The sequence below is a fragment of the Streptomyces griseus subsp. griseus genome, assembly GCF_003610995.1.
Taxonomy (GTDB): domain Bacteria; phylum Actinomycetota; class Actinomycetes; order Streptomycetales; family Streptomycetaceae; genus Streptomyces.
Genome location: NZ_CP032543.1, coordinates 4,228,426 through 4,246,918, shown reverse-complemented (window position 1 = coordinate 4,246,918; position 18,493 = coordinate 4,228,426). Strand labels below are relative to the sequence as shown.

Here is an 18,493-nt window from a genome sequence, read left to right as displayed (position 1 = left end):
CGGCTCCGGGGCGACAAGGGCCGGTCCGAGGGGCGGAACCTTCCGCCCGGCTCTCAGTCCGCCAGCTTCGGCGGCCGGCCGAAGAGGTGCAGGTCACCCTCGTGCACGCCGTGCAGCTCGTACCGTGTGCCCACCAGCGGCCGGTTCGCGTACAGCCGGATCAGGGTGGGCCCGTCGCCGCGGTACCGGCCGGCGGGCCGCCCTTCGGGCGAGGGGACGCCGAGCGGGCGCGGCGCCCTCCAAGCGGACAGATCCACCCCCTCGCCCTCGACTTCCGCCACAACCTGCGGCATCTCCTTCCGGTACGCCACGCCTTCCAGCAGCCCCAGGGCGTACGCCAGTCCGCGCCCGGCGTACGCCCCGTCCAGCCCCCACGCCTCGCGTACGTCCCCCGCGTGCACCCACTCGCCGAGCGCGACCCCGTCCAGCATCCCGCCCGCAGCGGCGATCACCGGACCGGCCTCGGTCATCCCGCGCTCCAGCTCGTCGAGGAGGGCGGCCAGGGGCAGCCCGGCCCGCTCCTCGATGTCCCGCTCGTTGGACTCGGGCGAGAACACCCCCTGTTCCAGCCGGTCCTCGACCACCCGGGTCAGGGCGGCGGCGCAGTGCGCGAGGACATGGCGGACGGTCCAGCCGGGGCACGCGGTGCGTAGGGCGTACGCGGGCTCGGGGGTGGCGCGCAGGAGGGGGAGGAAGGCGTCGCGCTCGGTGCGGAGGAGGAGGCCGGGGAGTTCGGGATCGCGTACGGGGGCGGCGGGGGTGGAGGCCGTGGTCGTCATGGACCCCAGCCAACCGCAGGGAGGTTGGTGGCCGGGGCGGGATGCCGGAATCCGTACGGGGCCATGCCTCGCATCCTTACGGGCCACGCCTCTCATCCGTGCGGGACGACCCAGCCTCTAGGGTCGTCCCATGACGGACAGCCCGCGCCCCCGCGACCCCCGTGCCCTGCCCGACCGCTGGCGGGACACGCTGCTCGCCGCCCGTTCCGGGGCGCCCGGCCCCGACGCAGGCCCTGATCCGCTGCCGTACGCCGAGAACCTCCTGGCCCGCTGGGACGAGCCGCAGCGGCGGTACCACACCACCGCCCATCTGACAGCGGTCCTGGACCGGATCGACACGCTCGCCGGGTACGCCGCCGATGCGCACGCGGTGCGGCTGGCCGCCTGGTTCCACGACGCGGTGTACCGGCCCGACCGTACGGAGAACGAGGAGCGCAGCGCCGCCCTCGCCGAACGGGCGCTGCCCGAGGCGGGGGTGGGGGAGGCGGTGACGGCGGAGGTCGCGCGGCTGGTCCGGCTCACCGTGACGCACGACCCGGCCGAGGGCGACCGCAACGGCGAGGTGCTGTGCGACGCGGACCTGGCGGTGCTGGCGGGGAGCCCGCAGGAGTACGCGGACTACGCGGCGCAGGTGCGGGAGGAGTACGGGTTCGTCCCCGACGAGGCGTTCCGGGCGGGGCGGGCGGCGGTGCTGCGGCAACTCCTCGCGCTGCCGAGGCTGTTCCGCACGCCGCACGGGGCCGCCGAGTGGGAGGCGCGGGCCCGGCGCAACCTGGCGACGGAGCTGGAGCTGCTGGGGCCGTCGTCCGATCCGCGCTGACCGGGTGCTGGGGCCGTCGTCCGATCCACGGTGGCCGGCAGATGGCGAGTGCCCTCCGTCCGCGGTGACCGGCACATGTTCCGGTTCCTTCACGGAGTTGTTCCGGTCAGGCCCTGGCCCGGTCGGTGACGCCTCACGAACGCTACCGTCTGGCATCGCGGTTGCACATACTCTGACGACTCCACGGGGGGACGGCTCCATGTCCAAGGGACTGGCGGGATACGGCACGACGGCCGGCAGATCTTCACGGCGGCGAATACTGCGACTGGCCGGGGGCGGTATCGCGATGGCGGCGCTCGGGGCAGGACTGACCGGCTGCGAGGACGAGCCGGCGACCGGCGGCGCGGGCAGCACGCCACCGCCGCGTACCACCTCCCCCGAGCCCGACGACGAGGCCCCCGAGGACGGCGAAGCCCCCGCGCCCCGGTGGACGAGGTCTACCTCGGCAAGGAGTACCGGCAGCCGAGGCCGGTCGCGGTGGACGGGACGCAGGGGTACGTCATCGCCGAGATCCTGGAGGCCGACGGCTCGTCCCGCACGAATGTGATCGCGGCGCTGAACAGCAGCACGGGCAAGCTCGCCTGGAAGGAACAGCGCGACCTCGGCACCGAGCAGCACGGGGTCCACGCCGCCGTGCAGGGCCGCCACCTCGTCTACACCGACGTCAAGAAGAACCTCACGGTGCGCGACACCGCCACCGGCAGGCAGGTGTGGACGCAGAAGACGAGTTACGGCCCCTTCGTCGTCCACCAGGATCTGGTGATCGTCCCGCAGGGGCAGGAGCTCCAGGCCTTCGCACTGTCCGACGGGTCCGAGAAGTGGTCCGTGGAGGCCGAGCGGTTCACCACCTTCCGGGAGCCGACCGTCCTGGACGACGTGCTGTACATCGCGGACAGCGGCCGGACGCTGTGGGCCCTCGACCCGCGTACGGGGAAGAAGGCCTGGCAGTCCACGGCGCTGAAGGACTCGGGCGCGCAGGTGCCCCGGCAGTTCGTGAGGGTCGGCCCCACCCTGTACGGGGCCACCGACCTCGACGAGCAGGGCGGCATCCACGCCTTCGACGCGAAGGACGGCACCCTGCGCTGGACGTTCAACGACAGGTCCGGCGACTACCACTCCTGGCTGGTGGCCACCGACGGCAAGCACGTGTTCGCCCTGCACGGTAAGAAGCTGCACGCCCTGCCCGCCGCGTGACCACTGTCCACGTGACGGGAGCCGGGAATGCGGACGCGTTCCCCGGTGTTGGGACGAGTCATGCCCGACTCCGCCTCCCGCCGCCGCACACCCATGCCGCTGGCCGTATACATCCTCGGCCTCTCGGTCTTCGCCCTCGGCACCAGTGAGTTCATGCTGTCGGGCCTGCTGCCGCCGATCGCCGACGACATGAACGTCTCGATCCCGCAGGCCGGCCTCCTCATATCCGCCTTCGCGATCGGCATGGTGGTCGGCGCCCCGCTGCTCGCCGTGGCCACGCTGCGGCTGCCCCGCCGGACGACCCTGATCGCGCTGATCTCGGTCTTCGGCCTCGGGCAGGTGGCGGGCGCGCTGGCACCGACGTACGAGGTGCTCTTCGCCTCCCGGGTGGTGAGCGCGCTCGCCTGTGCGGGGTTCTGGGCGGTCGGGGCGGCGGTGGCCATCGCGATGGTGCCGGTGAACCAGCGGGCGCGGGCGATGGCCGTGATGATCGGCGGCCTGTCCATCGCCAACGTGCTCGGCGTGCCGATGGGCGCCTTCCTCGGCGAGCACCTCGGCTGGCGGTCGGCGTTCTGGGCGGTCGGCGTGGCCTCGGCGGTGGCGCTGGCCGGGGTCGTCACCCGCATCCCGCGCATCCCGCTGCCGGAGAGGAAGCCGGAGCTGCGGCAGGAGCTGGCGATCTACCGGGACCGGCAGGTCTGGCTGGCGATCGTGATCACCGCGCTCGCGGCGGGCGGCGTGTTCTGCGCGTTCAGCTATCTGGCGCCGCTGCTGACGGATGTGGCGGGCCTGGACTCCGGTTGGGTGCCGTGGATCCTGGGCCTGTTCGGGGTCGGCGCACTGATCGGTACGACCATCGGCGGCCGGGTCGCGGACGCGCACCTCTTCGGGGTGCTGCTCACCGGAATCACGGCGTCCACGGTGTTCCTGGCGGCGCTGGCGCTGTTCGCCTCCAGCCAGGTCGCGGTGGTCGCGCTGGCGTTCCTGCTGGGCCTGTCGGCGTTCTTCACGGCCCCCGCGCTCAACGCCCGGATGTTCAACGTGGCGGGCGCGGCCCCGACGCTGGCCGGTGCCACGACGACGGCCGCGTTCAACCTGGGCAACACGAGCGGCCCGTGGCTCGGCGGCACGGTGATCGACGCGGACTTCGGCTTCGCGGCGACGGCGTGGGCGGGCGCGGGGATGACGGTCCTGGCCCTGGCGGCGGTGGCGGTGGCGCTGCGGCTCCAGCGCGGCGGAGACGGCGTCTCGCGCTCGCGGCTGATCGCGAAGAGCGCGGCCGGGGCGGGGCAGGCAGGCCGCCCGGGACCCACGGGGCGTACGGCACCGGCCACCGGGACGGCCACCGAGTGCGCGGCGGGCGCACAGGGCGGCCCTTCCCCCACCCAGCCCTGAGCGCCGGCGGCGCCTCCTACGCCGACGCCCGCCCCTTCGGCCGCCGGAGCCCGGCAGCCGTGAGGCGGCGCACCAGCTCCTTCGAGCCGATCTCCCGCGCCCCCGCCCGCACGGCGTCCGCGTAATACGCCTCCGGTACGTCGTAGTGGTCGCGCTCGAAGGCGCGCGGCGGGCAGCCGATCGCGGCCGCGAAGGTGTGCAGCTCCTCGAACGACACATCGCTGACCAGGTGCGACCAGAGGCGGCCGTGTCCGGGCCAGGTGGGCGGGTCTATATAGAGGGTCACCGCCGCAGCACCTCGCCCAGCGCCCCCACCGGCGCCACGGCCACCGCCGCCTTGACGCACACCCAGTGCGGGTCGGGCCCCAGCTCCGGCTCCACGTCCAGCGCGTGCGGTTCGTCCTCGGGGCAGGCGGGGCAGAGCGGCCACCGCCCGTACTTCTCCAGCAGGGCGTCCTGCACGTCCTGGGCGATCAGCCCGGCGACGAACTCCGCACCCTCGGGCCACTGCTCCACCCACCACCGGCGGTGCGTGACGGCGTCCTCGACGAGCGAGACGACATCGGCCTCGGCGACGTCACCCGCGACCAGATCGGCCATGACCAGCGCGCGGGCGGTGTGCAGTGCCTGCTCCAGGGGGTTCAGCTCCATGCTCCTATTGTGCGCCGGGCGCGCAACCGGCTATGACCCACGACGGACGAAGGGGGAGACCACAGGGGGTTGACGGACTCCGGGCCTGAAAATATCTTTCAGATGTGACACGAGACGTGAAGGAAATTTTCAGCGGCGACTCCCCGCCCGCCCCCGCGGCCCTCGCCGCGAAGGTGCGGACGCTCGCACCCTCCATGACCCGCTCCATGCAGCTGGTCGCCGAAGCCGTCGCGGGCGACCCGGCCGGATGTGCCGCCCTCACCGTCACCGGTCTCGCCGAGCTCACCGGCACCAGTGAGGCGACCGTCGTCCGCACCGCCCGCCTCCTCGGCTACCCCGGCTACCGGGACCTGCGCCTCGCGCTGGCCGGACTCGCCGCGCACCAGGAGTCGGGGCGCTCGCCCGCCGTCACGGCGGACATCGCGGTGGACGACCCGATCGCCGATGTGGTCGCCAAACTCGCCTTCGACGAGCAGCAGACCCTCGCGGACACCGCCGCCGGGCTGGACACCGTACAGCTGGGTGCCGCCGTGGCCGCCGCGTCGACCGCCCGCCGCATCGACATCTACGGTGTGGGCGCCTCCTCCCTGGTCGGCCAGGACCTGGCGCAGAAGCTGCTCCGGATCGGGCTGATAGCCCACGCGCACACCGACCCGCACCTCGCGGTGACCAACGCGGTGCAGTTGCGCGCCGGCGACATGGCGATAGCGATCACGCACTCGGGGTCGACCGGTGACGTCATCGAGCCGCTGCGGGTGGCGTTCGACCGGGGGGCGACGACGGTCGCGATCACCGGGCGGCCCGACGGGCCCGTGTCGCAGTACGCGGACCATGTGCTGACCACGTCCACCGCCCGCGAGAGCGAGCTGCGGCCCGCCGCCATGTCCAGCCGGACGAGCCAGCTCCTGGTCGTGGACTGCCTGTTCATAGGCGTGGCCCAGCGGACGTACGAGACCGCCGCGCCCGCCCTCGCCGCCTCCTACGAGGCGTTGGCCCACCGCCACACCCCGCGCACCCGCTGACACCGCGCACGACCCGTACGCGTACGACAACAAGCACGAGAAAGCAGAGCCGCCCTCCATGACCTCCACCGCCGACACCACCGGCACCACCGACAGCTATGGCGAGCTCCGTGCCCAGCTGGCCACGCTCACCACCGAGGCGTTCCGTCCCGAGCTCGCCGAGATCGACCGGATGCCCACGGCGGAGATCGCGCGGATCATGAACGGCGAGGACGCCACCGTCCCCACCGCCGTCGCCGAGCGGCTGCCGCAGATCGCCGCCGCGATCGACGCCGCCGCCGAGCGCATGGCCCGGGGCGGCCGGCTGATCTACGCGGGCGCGGGCACCGCGGGCCGCCTCGGGGTGCTGGACGCCAGCGAGTGCCCGCCCACCTTCAACACCGACCCGGCCGAGGTCGTCGGCCTGATCGCGGGCGGCCCGTCCGCGATGGTGAAGGCCGTCGAGGGGGCCGAGGACAGCAGGGAGCTGGCCGCCGCCGACCTGGACGCGCTGAAGCTGACGGCGGACGACACGGTGGTCGGGATCTCCGCCTCCGGCCGTACGCCGTACGCGATCGGCGCGGTGGAGCACGCCCGCGCGCAGGGCGCCCTGACCATCGGCCTCTCCTGCAACGCGGGCTCCGCGCTGGCCGCAGCGGCGGAACACGGCCTGGAGATCGTCACCGGACCGGAGCTGCTCACCGGCTCCACCCGGCTGAAGGCGGGCACGGCACAGAAGCTCGTCCTCAACATGATCTCGACGATCACGATGATCCGGCTCGGCAAGACGTACGGGAACCTCATGGTCGACGTCCGCGCCTCCAACGAGAAGCTGCGGGCCCGCTCCCGGCACATCGTCTCCCTCGCCACCGGGGCGTCCGACGCCGAGATCGAGGCCGCGCTCGCCGCCACCGACGGCGAGGTCAAGAACGCGATCCTCGCCCTCCTCGGCGGGGTCGACGGCCCCACCGCCGCCCGGCTCCTGACCGAGTCGGGCGGCCACCTGCGCGCCGCCCTCGCGGCCGTACGCACCACCTGACCCACCCCTGGGCCCCCCACGCCCCGCACAGCAAGGCACCGAGCACCATGGCCACAGAAGACAAGAACCGCGCCACCGCCGCCGCGATCCTCCCCCTCGTCGGCGGGGCCGCGAACGTCAGCTCCATCGCCCACTGCATGACCCGGCTCCGCCTCGGTCTGCACGACCGCTCCCTCGTCGACGACGAGGCGCTGAAGGCCCTGCCCGCCGTGATGGGCGTGGTCGAGGACGAGACGTACCAGATCGTGCTGGGCCCGGGCACGGTCGCCCGGGTCACGCCGGAGTTCGAGCAGCTGGTGGCGGAGGGCCGCGAGGCCGCGCCGGCACCGGGTGAGCCCGCCCCGGCCGTCTCCGCCGATGAACTGGCGGCGCAGGGCGCGGCGATCAAGGCAGAGCAGAAGGCGAAGAACGCCACGCCCTTCAAGCTGTTCCTGCGCCGCATCGCCAACATCTTCGTGCCGCTGATCCCGGCTCTCATCGGCTGCGGCATCATCGCGGGCCTCAACGGCCTGCTGGTCAACCTGGGGTGGCTGCCGGCCGTGACGCCCGCGCTGGCGGCGATGGCGTCCGGTTTCATGGCGCTGATCGCGGTGTTCGTGGGCTACAACACGGCGAAGGAGTTCGGCGGTACGCCGATCCTGGGCGGCGCGGTCGCGGCGATCATCGTCTTCCCGGGCGTCGCGAACATCGACGCGTTCGGCCAGACGCTCGCACCGGGCCAGGGCGGTGTGCTCGGGGCGCTGGGCGCGGCGGTGCTCGCGGTGTACGTGGAGAAGTGGTGCCGCCGCTGGGTGCCGGAGGCGCTGGACGTCCTGGTCACCCCGACGCTGACGGTGCTGATCTCCGGCCTGGTGACGATCTTCGGCCTGATGTTCGTGGCGGGCGAGGTGTCCTCGGCGATCGGCACGTTCGCGGACTGGCTGCTCTCCAACGGCGGCGCGGGCGCGGGCTTCGTCCTCGGCGGCCTGTTCCTGCCCCTGGTGATGCTGGGCCTGCACCAGGCGCTGATCCCGATCCACACCACCCTCATCGAACAGCAGGGCTACACGGTCCTGCTCCCGATCCTCGCGATGGCGGGCGCGGGCCAGGTGGGCGCGGCGATGGCCGTCTACTTCCGCCTCCCCCGCAACGAGTCGATCCGCCGCACCATCAAGTCCGCGCTCCCGGCGGGCCTGCTGGGCGTCGGCGAACCTCTGATCTACGGCGTCTCGCTGCCGCTGGGCCGCCCGTTCATCACGGCGTGCGTGGGCGGCGCGTTCGGCGGCGGCGTCGTGGGCCTGTTCAACCAGCTCGGCGACACGGTCGGCTCCACCGCCATCGGCCCGTCCGGGTGGGCCCTGTTCCCACTCCTGGACGGCAACCACGGCCTGGGCACGACGATCGCGATCTACGGGGCAGGCCTGCTGGCCGGCTACGTCGCGGGCTTCCTGGCCACGTACTTCTTCGGCTTCAGCAAGGACCTGCTGACGGAGTTCAACGTCTCCCAGGACCCGGCCCCGTCCACGGTCGCGGCAACGGGCGGCCCGCACCCGGCCCCGGGTGCGCCCGGCGCCACGGACCCCGGTTCCCCGGACCCCGGTTCTCCGGAGAGGGCACCGGCGGGGGTGTGACGTACGGCGGGCGGGGGCGGGCGCAAGGCGCGGCCCCGGGCGCGGTACCCGGGGAACTTCCGGTCGCGGCGCCCCGGGAACCAAGCCTCAGGTCCCGCCCCCGTCTCCCGCCCGATCCGCCGCCCCGCACCCGCGGAGGTGCTCGTCAGTGCCACGCCGGGGGGCGTCTCCGTGGAGTTGCTGCACTCCGTCGGGGCTCACGGACCTCGGCTGGCCGCCCTCCTCCCAGCTGGACACCGGGGGCATCAGCACCGCACGCGGCCAGGAGCACTTCGCGTTCCTGTTCATGGGGATCGCGGGTGGGGTGGGGTCGCACACCTTCAACATCAAGGTGGTGACGCGGCCGGACGTCCCCTAGGTCCTGCGTCAGTGCGACGCCGGTTCCGCTTCCCGCGCGGGGCCCGAGGCATCCCCGTCCGCCACCGGAGCGGACGGGATGAGGAGTGACGCGATCAGCCCCAGCAGGACGAACCCGGCTGCGAGGTAACCGCCGAGGACGACCCCGTCCGTCATCGCCGCCCGGGCCGCGTCGGCGACCGAAGCCGTCTGCGGGTTCGCCGCCAGCGGGCCGATCGCGGCGCCCGCGCTGTCGGTGACCGCCGCGGTGAGCCGGTCCGCCTCGCCCGCGGGCAGGCCGCCGCCGGTGAGGCGGTCGTTCAGCCGGGTGCTGAGCGTCGTGAAGAACACCGTGGTCAGGGCGGCGATGCCGAGGGCGGAGCCGAGTTGGCGGAAGGCGCTCTGGACCCCGGACGCCTGCCCGGAGCTGGCTTCGGGGACGTCGTTGAGGACGACGTTGGTCACCTGCGCGGTCGCGAAGCCGACGCCGATCCCGTACAGGAAGAGCACCAGGGAGACGGACCACCAGGAGCTGTCCGGGGTGGCGACCAGCCCGATCCCGGCGAGCCCGACGACCTCCAGTGCGAGCCCGACGCGGAGCTGCCCGAGCGGGGCGACCTTGGCCGCCATCCCGAAACTGGCACCGCTGGCGACGAAGGACCCGACGGCCACGGGGACCAGGGCCAGACCGGCCTGGAGGGCGCTGTAGCCGAGGGTGAACTGGAGCCAGAGCGGCAGGATCGCGACGACGCCGAACTCGCCGATGCCGATGATCAGCGTGGCGATGTTGCCGCTCCGGAACGAGGCGATGGAGAAGAGGCTCACGTCCATCAGCACCCGGTCGGGGTCACCGGCACGGCCGAGGACGATCTGCCGCCGAACGAACGCGGAGAGGGTGACGGCCGAGAGGACGAGGGCCACCAGTACGGGCGAGGGGCCGCCGGACCAGCTGAGGCCGAGGACCTCCAGCGGGTGCACGGTGGTGATCCAGCCGTACGTTCGCCCCTCGACCAGCCCGAAGGCCAGCAGCCCGAGACCGGCGACGGACAGCAGCGCTCCAGGGATGTCGATACGGCCCCGGGTCCGCGGCGAGGGCGCCAGGTACAGCAGCACCCCGGCCCCGACCAGCACGGAGAGCGGCACGTTGATGCCGAAGGCCCAGCGCCAGGAGACGTGCTCGGCGAGCCAGCCGCCCAGCAGCGGGCCGAGCGCGGCGGCGGCACCGATGGTGGAGCCCCACACGGCGAACGCCTGGCCGCGCGCCTTGCCGGTGAACGTCGCCTTCAGCAGGGAGAGCGAGGTCGGCAGCAGCATCGCCGCTCCGGCGCCCTGGAGGAACCGGGCCAGGATCAGCAGCCCGCTGTCGGGCGCGAGACCGGCCAGCACGCTGGTCGCCCCGAAGACGACGGTACCGGCGAGGAAGATCCGGCGGGCGCCGAAGATGTCGGCCAGCCGGCCGGTGAGCAGGAGCAGCGCCGCGAAGACGATGGCGTACGACTCCTGGATCCACTGCGCCTGGGCGGAGGTGGCGTCCAGGTCCTCGATGACCGAGGGAACGATCACGTTCACGATCGTGGTGTCCACCACGATCAGTGCCACCCCCAACGCGATCGCGATCAGGCCGAGCCACCGGCGGGTGGCGGATGGTTCACGCACCGCAAGTCCTTCCATCATGGAATAGTTCCATGAGGAAAGTAAGCCGGGAGCGATAGGTTGTCAAAGGCCGCGGGTGTGGTGCGGACCGTGGCAGTCACGGGGGCGGATCCCGGAGGAAGGGTGGCGTTGGCGTTGGCCGTGGAGGAATCGGCACACCGTGGTGTGGCGGCGCAGCGGGAGCGGCTGATCGAAGGGCTCCGGGCCTACGGCGGCCAGTTCACCGAGCTGAGCCGCCTCTTCGCCGACTGGCTGGGCCTGCACTCCACGGACGCGGCCGCCCTGCTGGAGGTCGCCGCGGCGGAGGAGCGGGGCACTCCGCTCTCCCCGGCCCGCCTCAGCGAACGCATCCTGCTCTCCCCGAGCGCGACGACGGCCCTGCTCAACCGCCTCGAACAGGCGGGACACATCATCCGCAGCCGCGAGCACACCGACCGCCGGGTCATCACCCTGCGCACGAGCGCATACGTCCAGGAGCGCGCCGACGAGTTCTTCCGCCCCCTGGGCGTCCGCCTGGACGCCGTCATGGCGGGCCATCCGCCCGAGCTGCTGACCGGCTTCGAGACACTGCTCGCCGAGCTGAGCACGAGCATGGACGCCTACATCGCCGAGCGGAGCGAGGGGGGCCGGGAGGGCGACCTCCACGGGGGCCCGTCGACGGGTTGACCTGCGGAAGGGGGCGGGCCCCGTACGCCTACGGGGCGACGGCTCCCGGGAACTCCCCCGTCGGGAGCGACACGTCGAAGGGTGCCGGGAGGACCAGCGGCTTGCCGGACGGCGCCGCGTCCGTGTGCTTGAACGTGCCGTCGTCGTTCGGCTCCGTGAACAGCGTGGACATCGGGCCGCGGGTGTCGAGGCGGTCGATCAGCAGGTACATCGGAACGCCCGCGCGGGAGAGCTGGATCGGAGGCTGGGCGGCCGTACGCCGCTTCTCCAGCGTCCTACGGACGAGTGGCCGTGCGCAGGACAGCTCGCCCGCCCGTGACTTCTCCCACGGCATGAAGTCCGGCCCGCCGGTCATACTGGCCGAGGACCGAGGACGAGACCTCGGCCGGAACCGGAGGGCGGGGACATGGTCGACGACACCTGGTCCAGTGCCCTGCACCGGCTCTGGCAGGCCGCCTCACGGGCCGAGGATGTCGCGGCGCTCGCGGACGACGTCTACGCGCCCCTCCTCGCCACCCCGGGCGTCCACCTCGTGGCGGGCACGCGGTGGGACGAGAAGCAGGTCCTGCGGTACATGCGCGCCCTGAGCGCCGGGAGCGACGCCCCGGTGATCGTCGCGACCACGCGGTCGATGCCGGGGGCGGCCGTACGGGAGCCGGGCGGCGAACCCGTGGTGACCCGGTTCGCCGTGGACGGGCTCGACGACTCGGTGTGGCCGGAGGCGGAGTTCCTGCGGCAGGTGCCGGGGGCGTCCGTCGTGGCCCGCACGTTCCGGCTGGACCAGCGAGGCTGGGCGGCGCTCGCCCTCGCCGTGGACGACTCGGCGGACCCGGCGGTCGTCGAGAGCCGTCTGACGCAGGCCGTGGACGTCATCGTCGCCTGCCACACGGGCATCCTCCAGCGCGGCCGTGAAGCCCGTCGGGCCTCGGACGACGCGTTGCTCGCCGAGGCCTCGCTCCAGATGGACTCGTCCCTGGACGTGGAGGACACCCTGCGGCGGGTGGCCCGGATCGCCGTTCCGGCCGTCGCCGACGGGGCTCTCGTCCACCTGCTGCGCAGCGAGGGGCCGGAGTTCGTCGCCGCCACGCATGTCGCCGTCCAGCAGCAGCGCGCGCTGGAGGAGGCCGGCCGCCACGACCCGTGGCTGGCGGCGCTGCTCGCGCGCCGGAGCGAGGACGAGGACACGCTGTTCCTGAGCGGGGCCGCCCTCGACGGCTCGCCCTTCGCGGACGCGGGCGGGGCGGGTACCGACGCGAGTCCGGCCGGCGGCAGGGTTGCGGCCGGTCCAGCCGCCTCCGACGCGAGACCCGCCGGAGCGCCACCCCCCGGCTCCGGGTCCGCGGCCGGGGGCAGCCGCCACCCCACCGTCGTCACCATCAGCACCCTCCGTGCCCGGGGCCGCGTCGTCGGCAGTATCACCTTCGTCTACCAGCGGCCCGAGGCCCGGCTGCCGGACAGCGCCTTCCTCAGCAGCCTCGCCACCCGGGCCGCGCTCGCCATCGACAACGCCCTCCTCTACGAGCTCCGCCGGCACGCCGTCCTCTCGCTCCAGGAGCACCTGCTCCCCTCGCAGCTCCCGGTCACCGAGCAGTGGGACCTGTCGGCGAGCTACGCGGTGGGCGACCCGATGCTGGACGTGGGCGGCGACTTCTACGACGCCGTACCCCGGCCCGACGGGTCCATCGCCCTGCTCATCGGCGACGTCTGCGGACGCGGCGCGGAGGCGGCGGCCCTCACCGGGCTGGCCCGCCACACCCTGCGCACCCTGCTGGAGGAGGGCACCGACCCGGGCACCGCCCTCAGCCGGCTCAACCGGGCCCTGCGCCAGGAGCGGGCGAGCCGCTTCCTCACCGCGGTCGTCGCCACGCTGACGCCCCAGGCCGACGGCACGGCCCTGCTCAGCACGTGCAGCGCGGGGCACCCCCCGCCCCTGGTGCTCCGCAGCGACGGCACGGTCTCCGAAGTGCTCTCCGGCGGGCTCCTCCTCGGCGTCCTGGACCACGTCTCGTACGACAGTCACGAGGAGCGGCTCGGCCCCGACGACACCCTGGTGCTGTTCACCGACGGACTCACCGAGTCGCGGGAGGCCGGCGGCACGTTCTTCGAGAGCGTCCTGCCCGCGCGGCTCGCCGCCCTGCGTGGCTGCGACGCCGCGCACATCGCGGAGAGCCTGGCCCGGCAGGCCGAGCTGTTCCGCGACTCCGGGCAGGACGACATCGCCCTGCTCGTGGCCCGCTGGACCGGCATCACGCCGGACTCCGGCCGGCTCCCCCACCACCTCCAGCTCGAACGGGCGGCCCTGCGATGACCATCCGAACCATCAGGTTCACGGCCGCCACCCCGGCCGCCACCCGAACCGTCCGGTTCACGACCGCCACCCCGACCTGCGAAGAGACGAGGCCCCGATGAAGAACGACGGCCTGATCCTGGTCGTGGAGGACTCGGAGGAGGACACCGAGGCCATCCAGCGCGCCCTGTCCCGCTCCCACCCCTCTCTCCAGGTGGAGTTCGCCCCGCGCAGCGACGCCGTCGTGCCGCGCCTCCTGGACCCCGCCGCCGCCACGCCCGACCTGGTGCTGCTGGACCTCAACATGCCGGGCACGAACGGGCTGACGCTCCTGTCCGACCTGCGCGCGCGCCCGGAGTGCGCGTCCCTGACCGTGGTGGTCTTCACCTCGTCGACCTCCTCGGCGGAGGAGGACGCGTGCTACGCGGCGGGCGCGGACAGCTACATCTACAAGCCCGTCAACTTCGAGCTGTTCCAGACGGTCCTGCGGGGCGCCGTCGACTTCTGGATGGCGCAGAAGGCGTAGGCGGCACAGCGGAAGGCCCGGTCCGGGCCTACGGGATGTCCGAGGCGCCCAGCGTGAACCACACCGCCGTCCCCGGCCCGCCACCGCCCGGCCCCCGGTCGCCGTCCGGCGCGGCGACGGGGCTCTCCAGCCAGAGCCGGCCCCCGTGGCGCTCCACGATCCGCTTGACCACGGCGAGGCCGACGCCCGAGCCGCCGCCCCGCTCGTCGCGGCGGTGCAGGCGGCGGAAGAGCTGGAGGACGTCCTCGTGCCGGTCCGGCGGGATGCCGATGCCGTTGTCCCGTACGACGACGGCCGTCACCTCCCGCCCGTCCTCCCCGCCCGGCTCCGCCACCAGAACCGCCTCCACCCAGACCCGCCGCTCGCCGCTCCCCTCGTCCGCCGCGTACTTGGCCGCGTTGACGAACAGGTTCTCCAGCACCTCGCGCAACCGCTCCCGGTCCGCGCGCACCCGGGGCAGAGGGGCCGGCCGGACCACCGTGACGCCCTGCTCCGCCAGCCGGCCCCCGGCGACGAGCAGCGCGTCGTCCACCACCTCGTCCAGCGACAACTCCGCACGCTCCAGGCCCACTTGGCCCAGACGTGAGAAGTGCAGCAGGGAGTCCAGCAGCCCGTCCATGCGCTCCGCGAGGCGGCGCACCGTGGTCAGGCGGCGCAGCGAGGTGGCGTCCAGTGCGGCACCGGCGTCCTCGACGATGAAGGCCGCCGCGTTCGAGATACCCCGCAACGGCTCCTTCAGGTCGTGGGCCGCCGCGTGCGCGAAGGAGTCCAAGTCCTCGTTGGTCCGGGCGAGTTCGGTGTTCTGCGCCGCCAGCTCCGCCATCCGCCGGTTCAGCAGGCCCGACATCTCCCGCCACAGCTCCCCGGCCACGACCCGCTGCGCCGGACTCCACGGCGCGCTCCGCCCGCGTACGATCGCCCGGTAGACGGCTGCGGAACCGCGCGGGGTCAGCCGCTCACCCCCCGGCCCCGTCCGCACCGGCCGCGCCGGGTCGGCCGCCCACTCCCGGGGCGCGGGCAGCTCACGGCGCCACCACGCCAGCAGGTCGCCGTCCCGGTTGAAGGGGAGGAAGAGCAGGCCCGCGGGCACCCCCTGCGCCTCCGCGTCGGCCGGTTCGAGGCCCAGCACCTCCGGCACCCGGTCGCTGCTCCACACCTGGCCCACGGGGACCTCACCCGTCGGCCCGGTGCCCGCCAGCCGCTCCAGCAGCCCGGGCAGCCCGGCGGGGAGCGGACCCCCCGTCGCCACCACCTCCGCACCCCGGACCAGCACCGCCCCGTCCGCGTCGAGGAGCTCGGCCACCCCCGAGCCGGGGCGCATCAACGCGTCCGGTGCCTGGGAGCTGAGCCGGGCCAGCAACGTGGCGAGCGCCCGCCGGTACCCGGAGAGTTCGTCGGCCTGCTCGCGCTCGGCGACCGCCGCCAGTTGCAGGGACAGCGCGATCCCGAAGAACTCGCAGGCCGCCCGAACTTCGGGCGTCAGCCGCCGCGGCTCGTCACCGTGGCAGGCGATCAGCCCCCACAGCTCACCGTCGTGCAGCAGCGAGACGGACATGGACGAGGCCACGCCGATGTTGCGCAGGTACTCCAGGTGGTAGCCGGAGACCGTACGGAGTATCGACCCCGACAGGTCCAGCGGTTCGCCGGTCCCCTCCCGCCGCTCCGGCAGCAGCCCCACCGTCGCGTCGTCCACGTCCCCGATGACCCGGATCCAGGTGCGGGCGTAGAGGCGGCGGGCCTGCGGCGGGATGTCGCTGGCCGGGAACCACAGCCCCAGCCACGGCTCCCGCCCCTCGTCACGCACCTCCGCGATGACCTGGCCGGGGCCGTCGGGGCCGTCGAACCGGTACGCCACCACCCGGTCGTACCCGGTGAGCGCCTGGACCTCCCGTACGGCGGCCGCACAGCACTCGGTGACGCCGGTGGCGCCCTGGAGCCGGTGCAGGGCGCGGCGCACCCGGGGGTAGAAGTTCTGGAAGACGAACGGCCCGTCCGCGCCGCGCGGTTCGAACTCCAGCACCAGCAGCTCGGCGACCCGGTGGACCGTAACGTCGAAGGGCCGCACCCGCCCGTCGCCCGGCTCCAGCGAGAGGGACAGCACCCCGGAGGCGGCGGGCCCGTCCGGCGCCCCCTCCCCGGGCTCCACGGCCTCCGTGCTCTCCCGGGCCAGCGCCCACTGCTCGTCCCCGATGAGCTCCGTGACCGGCCGCCCCACCAGCTCCCCGGCCGCCCGGCCCAGGACCTCGCCCGTGTTCCGGCTCACCGTGTCCACCACGGCGTCGTGCCGCCGGACGGCGACCAGGGCCCCGTACGACTGGACGCCGCCGAGCAGGTGGATCGGCTCCCTCACGCACTGGGAGAGGTCGAACTCCTGGCTCACCCCGGCCTCGGCAGCCACCGCTTTCGGGGAGAGCCACCCCCGTACCTCGTCGGACACTGCCCTGTCTCCGTCCCGCCGCTCGTCGCCCTGCTCGCGCCTTCCTACCACTCAGCGCCTCAGCTCCCGCAGTGGGCGAGCACCGCGCGCGGCATGGTCCGGGTGATCTCGTCGCCGAGCCGCTCGAACTCCCGGCGCAGGAAGGGGTCGGCGAGCCGGGCGATGCCCTTGAAGCGGATGTGCGCGTGGTAGGTGATCCTGGTCGCGCCCTCGCCCTCGGCCCGGAACGTGAGGTCGTCGGTGGAGGCGGCCGTCTTGTTGGTGCCGACGAAGACCAGCCGGTCCGGCTCCTTCACATCCAGCCGGTACGTGAGCTCCGTGCGCCGCCCCCGGAACTCGGAGACGTTGTGCCACCTGGCCCCCTGGACGACCGGGGCACCGGCCGGACCGTCCGTCCGGTCGCACTCGCGCGTCCCCGGGTCCCACTCCTTCGCCCGGGAGAAATCGGCGAGGTACTCCACGACCCGGTCCAGCGGACACGCGACGGTGAACGAACGCCTGACGTCGACCACGATGACTCCTCAAACGGCCGGAAACATGACCCCAAGGGCTCCAAGGGGCCAAAACATGACGAACCTCGCCTGCCCGCTCCCCTCCTCTTCCACACCCTCCCACCAGGCATTTCCAGCGCACGATCCGCGTGTGAAGAAAAAATAAGACCGGTGGGCGCCGGTGGCGTGTAAGGAAAGCATTGCCGGGAACCCGAATTTCCGGAGGTTGATAAACATGGTTCCCCTGCTACTCGTTCTTCTGCTCATCCTGCTCCTCTTCGGCGCCGGATTCATACTCAAAGCCCTCTGGTGGATCGCCGTGATCGTCCTGGTCATCTGGGTCGTGGGCTTCTTCGCCCGGCCCGCCGCAGGCGGTGGCCGGCGAGGCCGCTGGTACCGCTGGTAGCGGTACCGGCCAGTGGCACCTGTGTCACCAGCGGCAACGGGACACACGAATAACCGGCGAAGCCATCCGTCAATTCATCGACGACGAGCTGAATCGACCTTCGCGAAAGGGGCCACAATGAGCGACTCCCTGTGGGGCTATCAGCCATCCAGCGGTCACACCGCCGGCGCCGATCTCTCCGGGTATTCGGTGGAGGCGACCGACGGAGGCATCGGAAAGGTCGACAAGCACTCCGACGAGGCCGGATCCGCCTATCTGCTCGTCGACACCGGGAGCTGGATCTTCGGCAAGGACGTCCTGCTCCCGGCGGGCACGGTCCGGCACATCGACACGGAGGGCCGCAAGGTCCACGTCGACCTCACCAAGGAACAGGTGAAGGACTCGCCCGAGTTCGACCGTCACCAGCAGACGGAGGATCCGGGCTACCACGCCCAAGTCTCCGCCTATTACATGACGTTCCGCATCATGTGATCCGGATTCGCGTACGCGCAGACCCTGTCGGCGCGCGTACGCCCCTGAACGGCGGCGGGCCCGACCCCGAGGAGGGGCCGGCCCCGCCGCCTCACGTGTGCGCCCACCGCACGTCAACGCGGCAGCTGGCCCTCCCGGTTGATCTCCGTCACCCGGGCCCGCAGCACCACGCCCGGCGGGGCCGGCCGCAGGGCATCGGCCGGGCAGGACCACTCCGGCCCGCCACCCGGCGGCCGCAACCGCACGTCCTCCCCGGCCCGGCCCACCACCCGGCCGACGCGCCCGTCCCGGCCGTCCACCGCGAACGACCCCGGCCCGGGCGTACAACGCTCGTCCAGCCCCTCACCCGCCATGACCGCTCCTCTTCTCCGCGCTCTCCGCCAGCACCTCGCACAGCCGCAGCGCGGTCTCGATGTTGCAGCGGCCCAGGTCGACCAGGGGCGTCGGCTCGTTGCCCGCGCACGAGACGGGGTCGACCCGCAGCGAAGGCAGCGTCACACCCAGCCCGGCGAGCCCTTTCTTCAGCTGTGCCACCGTGTCCTCCGCCGCCCGCACCCGGTCCGCCGCCGCCCTGCGCCGCTCCGTCGCTTCCATGCTGCACACCTTCCGCTCCCAGCAGGCGCAATGCCTGCCCAGCGTGTCCAACGCGCGGGGAGCCCGGAGGAGGCGCCCAACGGCGAACCGGAGTCCGTCCCACCGCTTGGAAGCGCTCTCATCCCTCCGTCCGCACC

At 73.2% G+C, this 18,493-nt stretch carries 18 protein-coding genes and 3 pseudogenes; 12 read left to right on the top strand and 9 right to left on the bottom strand.

The window, feature by feature from the left end; genetic code table 11:
• Positions 1–53 precede the first annotated feature (53 nt).
• Positions 54–779 (bottom strand): maleylpyruvate isomerase family mycothiol-dependent enzyme, encoded by a 726-nt coding sequence (locus tag D6270_RS19120; protein WP_109164337.1) that lies wholly within the window; start codon positions 777–779, stop codon positions 54–56.
• Positions 780–909: 130 nt separating this feature from the next.
• Between D6270_RS19120 and D6270_RS19115 the strand changes: the two genes are divergently transcribed.
• From D6270_RS19115 to D6270_RS19105, 3 genes and pseudogenes are all read left to right on the top strand, one after another.
• Positions 910–1,599, top strand: coding sequence for an HD domain-containing protein (locus D6270_RS19115; protein ID WP_109164338.1), 690 nt, complete (start codon positions 910–912; stop codon positions 1,597–1,599).
• A 199-nt stretch (positions 1,600–1,798) separates the two neighbouring features.
• A pseudogene (locus tag D6270_RS19110) lies at positions 1,799–2,793 on the top strand (PQQ-binding-like beta-propeller repeat protein).
• 93 nt (positions 2,794–2,886) lie between these two features.
• Positions 2,887–4,188, top strand: coding sequence for a Cmx/CmrA family chloramphenicol efflux MFS transporter (locus D6270_RS19105; protein WP_204117202.1), 1,302 nt, complete (start codon positions 2,887–2,889; stop codon positions 4,186–4,188).
• Positions 4,189–4,204: 16 nt separating this feature from the next.
• On the opposite strand, the gene D6270_RS19100 is transcribed toward D6270_RS19105, so the two are convergent.
• Together D6270_RS19100 and D6270_RS19095 are read right to left on the bottom strand one after the other, a co-directional pair.
• Complete coding sequence (locus D6270_RS19100; protein WP_093694058.1) at positions 4,205–4,474, bottom strand: DUF4031 domain-containing protein; 270 nt, start codon at positions 4,472–4,474, stop codon at positions 4,205–4,207.
• Positions 4,471–4,839, bottom strand: a complete 369-nt coding sequence (locus D6270_RS19095; protein ID WP_109164340.1) for a DUF8819 family protein — start codon at positions 4,837–4,839, stop codon at positions 4,471–4,473. The genes D6270_RS19100 and D6270_RS19095 overlap by 4 nt, the downstream gene beginning before the upstream one ends.
• 104 nt (positions 4,840–4,943) lie before the next feature.
• On the opposite strand from D6270_RS19095, the gene D6270_RS19090 reads away from it, so the two are divergent.
• The 4 genes and pseudogenes from D6270_RS19090 to D6270_RS19075 all read left to right on the top strand — a co-directional run.
• The gene (locus tag D6270_RS19090) at positions 4,944–5,861 is read left to right on the top strand and encodes a MurR/RpiR family transcriptional regulator (protein ID WP_109164341.1); all 918 of its coding nucleotides are present in this window, start codon (positions 4,944–4,946) and stop codon (positions 5,859–5,861) included.
• Positions 5,862–5,919: 58 nt separating this feature from the next.
• A complete protein-coding gene (gene murQ / locus D6270_RS19085; RefSeq protein WP_109164342.1) occupies positions 5,920–6,879 on the top strand; it encodes an N-acetylmuramic acid 6-phosphate etherase in 960 nt (319 codons plus the stop codon).
• A 47-nt stretch (positions 6,880–6,926) separates the two neighbouring features.
• Positions 6,927–8,489, top strand: a complete 1,563-nt coding sequence (locus D6270_RS19080; RefSeq protein WP_109164343.1) for a PTS transporter subunit EIIC — start codon at positions 6,927–6,929, stop codon at positions 8,487–8,489.
• Positions 8,490–8,685: 196 nt separating this feature from the next.
• Positions 8,686–8,847, top strand: a pseudogene (locus D6270_RS19075) (oxidoreductase); the annotation flags it as partial.
• 8 nt (positions 8,848–8,855) lie between these two features.
• On the opposite strand, the gene D6270_RS19070 reads toward D6270_RS19075, so the two are convergent.
• On the bottom strand, positions 8,856–10,496 hold the full coding sequence (locus D6270_RS19070; RefSeq protein ID WP_109167369.1) for a DHA2 family efflux MFS transporter permease subunit: 1,641 nt from the start codon (positions 10,494–10,496) through the stop codon (positions 8,856–8,858).
• A gap of 111 nt (positions 10,497–10,607) precedes the next feature.
• Here D6270_RS19070 and D6270_RS19065 point away from each other — a divergent pair, with 111 nt between their 5' ends.
• On the top strand, positions 10,608–11,144 hold the full coding sequence (locus D6270_RS19065) for a MarR family winged helix-turn-helix transcriptional regulator (protein WP_225977068.1): 537 nt from the start codon (positions 10,608–10,610) through the stop codon (positions 11,142–11,144).
• Positions 11,145–11,172: 28 nt separating this feature from the next.
• On the opposite strand, the pseudogene D6270_RS19060 reads toward D6270_RS19065, so the two are convergent.
• A pseudogene (locus D6270_RS19060) lies at positions 11,173–11,373 on the bottom strand (Uma2 family endonuclease); the annotation flags it as partial.
• A 177-nt stretch (positions 11,374–11,550) separates the two neighbouring features.
• Here D6270_RS19060 and D6270_RS19055 point away from each other — a divergent pair.
• Together D6270_RS19055 and D6270_RS19050 are read left to right on the top strand one after the other, a co-directional pair.
• Entirely contained in the window at positions 11,551–13,452 is a 1,902-nt protein-coding gene (locus D6270_RS19055) for a PP2C family protein-serine/threonine phosphatase (RefSeq protein ID WP_109164344.1), read from the top strand.
• Positions 13,453–13,549: 97 nt separating this feature from the next.
• Positions 13,550–13,957, top strand: coding sequence for a response regulator (locus D6270_RS19050; RefSeq protein WP_109164345.1), 408 nt, complete (start codon positions 13,550–13,552; stop codon positions 13,955–13,957).
• A gap of 28 nt (positions 13,958–13,985) precedes the next feature.
• Here the strand turns inward: D6270_RS19050 and D6270_RS19045 are convergent, their stop codons facing one another.
• Together D6270_RS19045 and D6270_RS19040 are read right to left on the bottom strand one after the other, a co-directional pair.
• Positions 13,986–16,394, bottom strand: a complete 2,409-nt coding sequence (locus D6270_RS19045; protein WP_109164346.1) for an ATP-binding protein — start codon at positions 16,392–16,394, stop codon at positions 13,986–13,988.
• Positions 16,395–16,453: 59 nt separating this feature from the next.
• Positions 16,454–16,906, bottom strand: a complete 453-nt coding sequence (locus D6270_RS19040; protein WP_109164347.1) for an SRPBCC family protein — start codon at positions 16,904–16,906, stop codon at positions 16,454–16,456.
• Positions 16,907–17,120: 214 nt separating this feature from the next.
• Here D6270_RS19040 and D6270_RS19035 point away from each other — a divergent pair, with 214 nt between their 5' ends.
• Together D6270_RS19035 and D6270_RS19030 are read left to right on the top strand one after the other, a co-directional pair.
• A complete protein-coding gene (locus D6270_RS19035; protein WP_109164348.1) occupies positions 17,121–17,291 on the top strand; it encodes a DUF5670 family protein in 171 nt (56 codons plus the stop codon).
• 117 nt (positions 17,292–17,408) lie between these two features.
• Complete coding sequence (locus D6270_RS19030) at positions 17,409–17,762, top strand: PRC-barrel domain-containing protein (protein WP_109164349.1); 354 nt, start codon at positions 17,409–17,411, stop codon at positions 17,760–17,762.
• 113 nt (positions 17,763–17,875) lie between these two features.
• On the opposite strand, the gene D6270_RS19025 is transcribed toward D6270_RS19030, so the two are convergent.
• Entirely contained in the window at positions 17,876–18,115 is a 240-nt protein-coding gene (locus tag D6270_RS19025) for a hypothetical protein (protein ID WP_109164350.1), read from the bottom strand.
• Positions 18,105–18,356, bottom strand: a complete 252-nt coding sequence (locus tag D6270_RS19020; RefSeq protein WP_109164351.1) for a hypothetical protein — start codon at positions 18,354–18,356, stop codon at positions 18,105–18,107. The genes D6270_RS19025 and D6270_RS19020 overlap by 11 nt, the downstream gene beginning before the upstream one ends.
• Positions 18,357–18,493 lie beyond the last annotated feature (137 nt).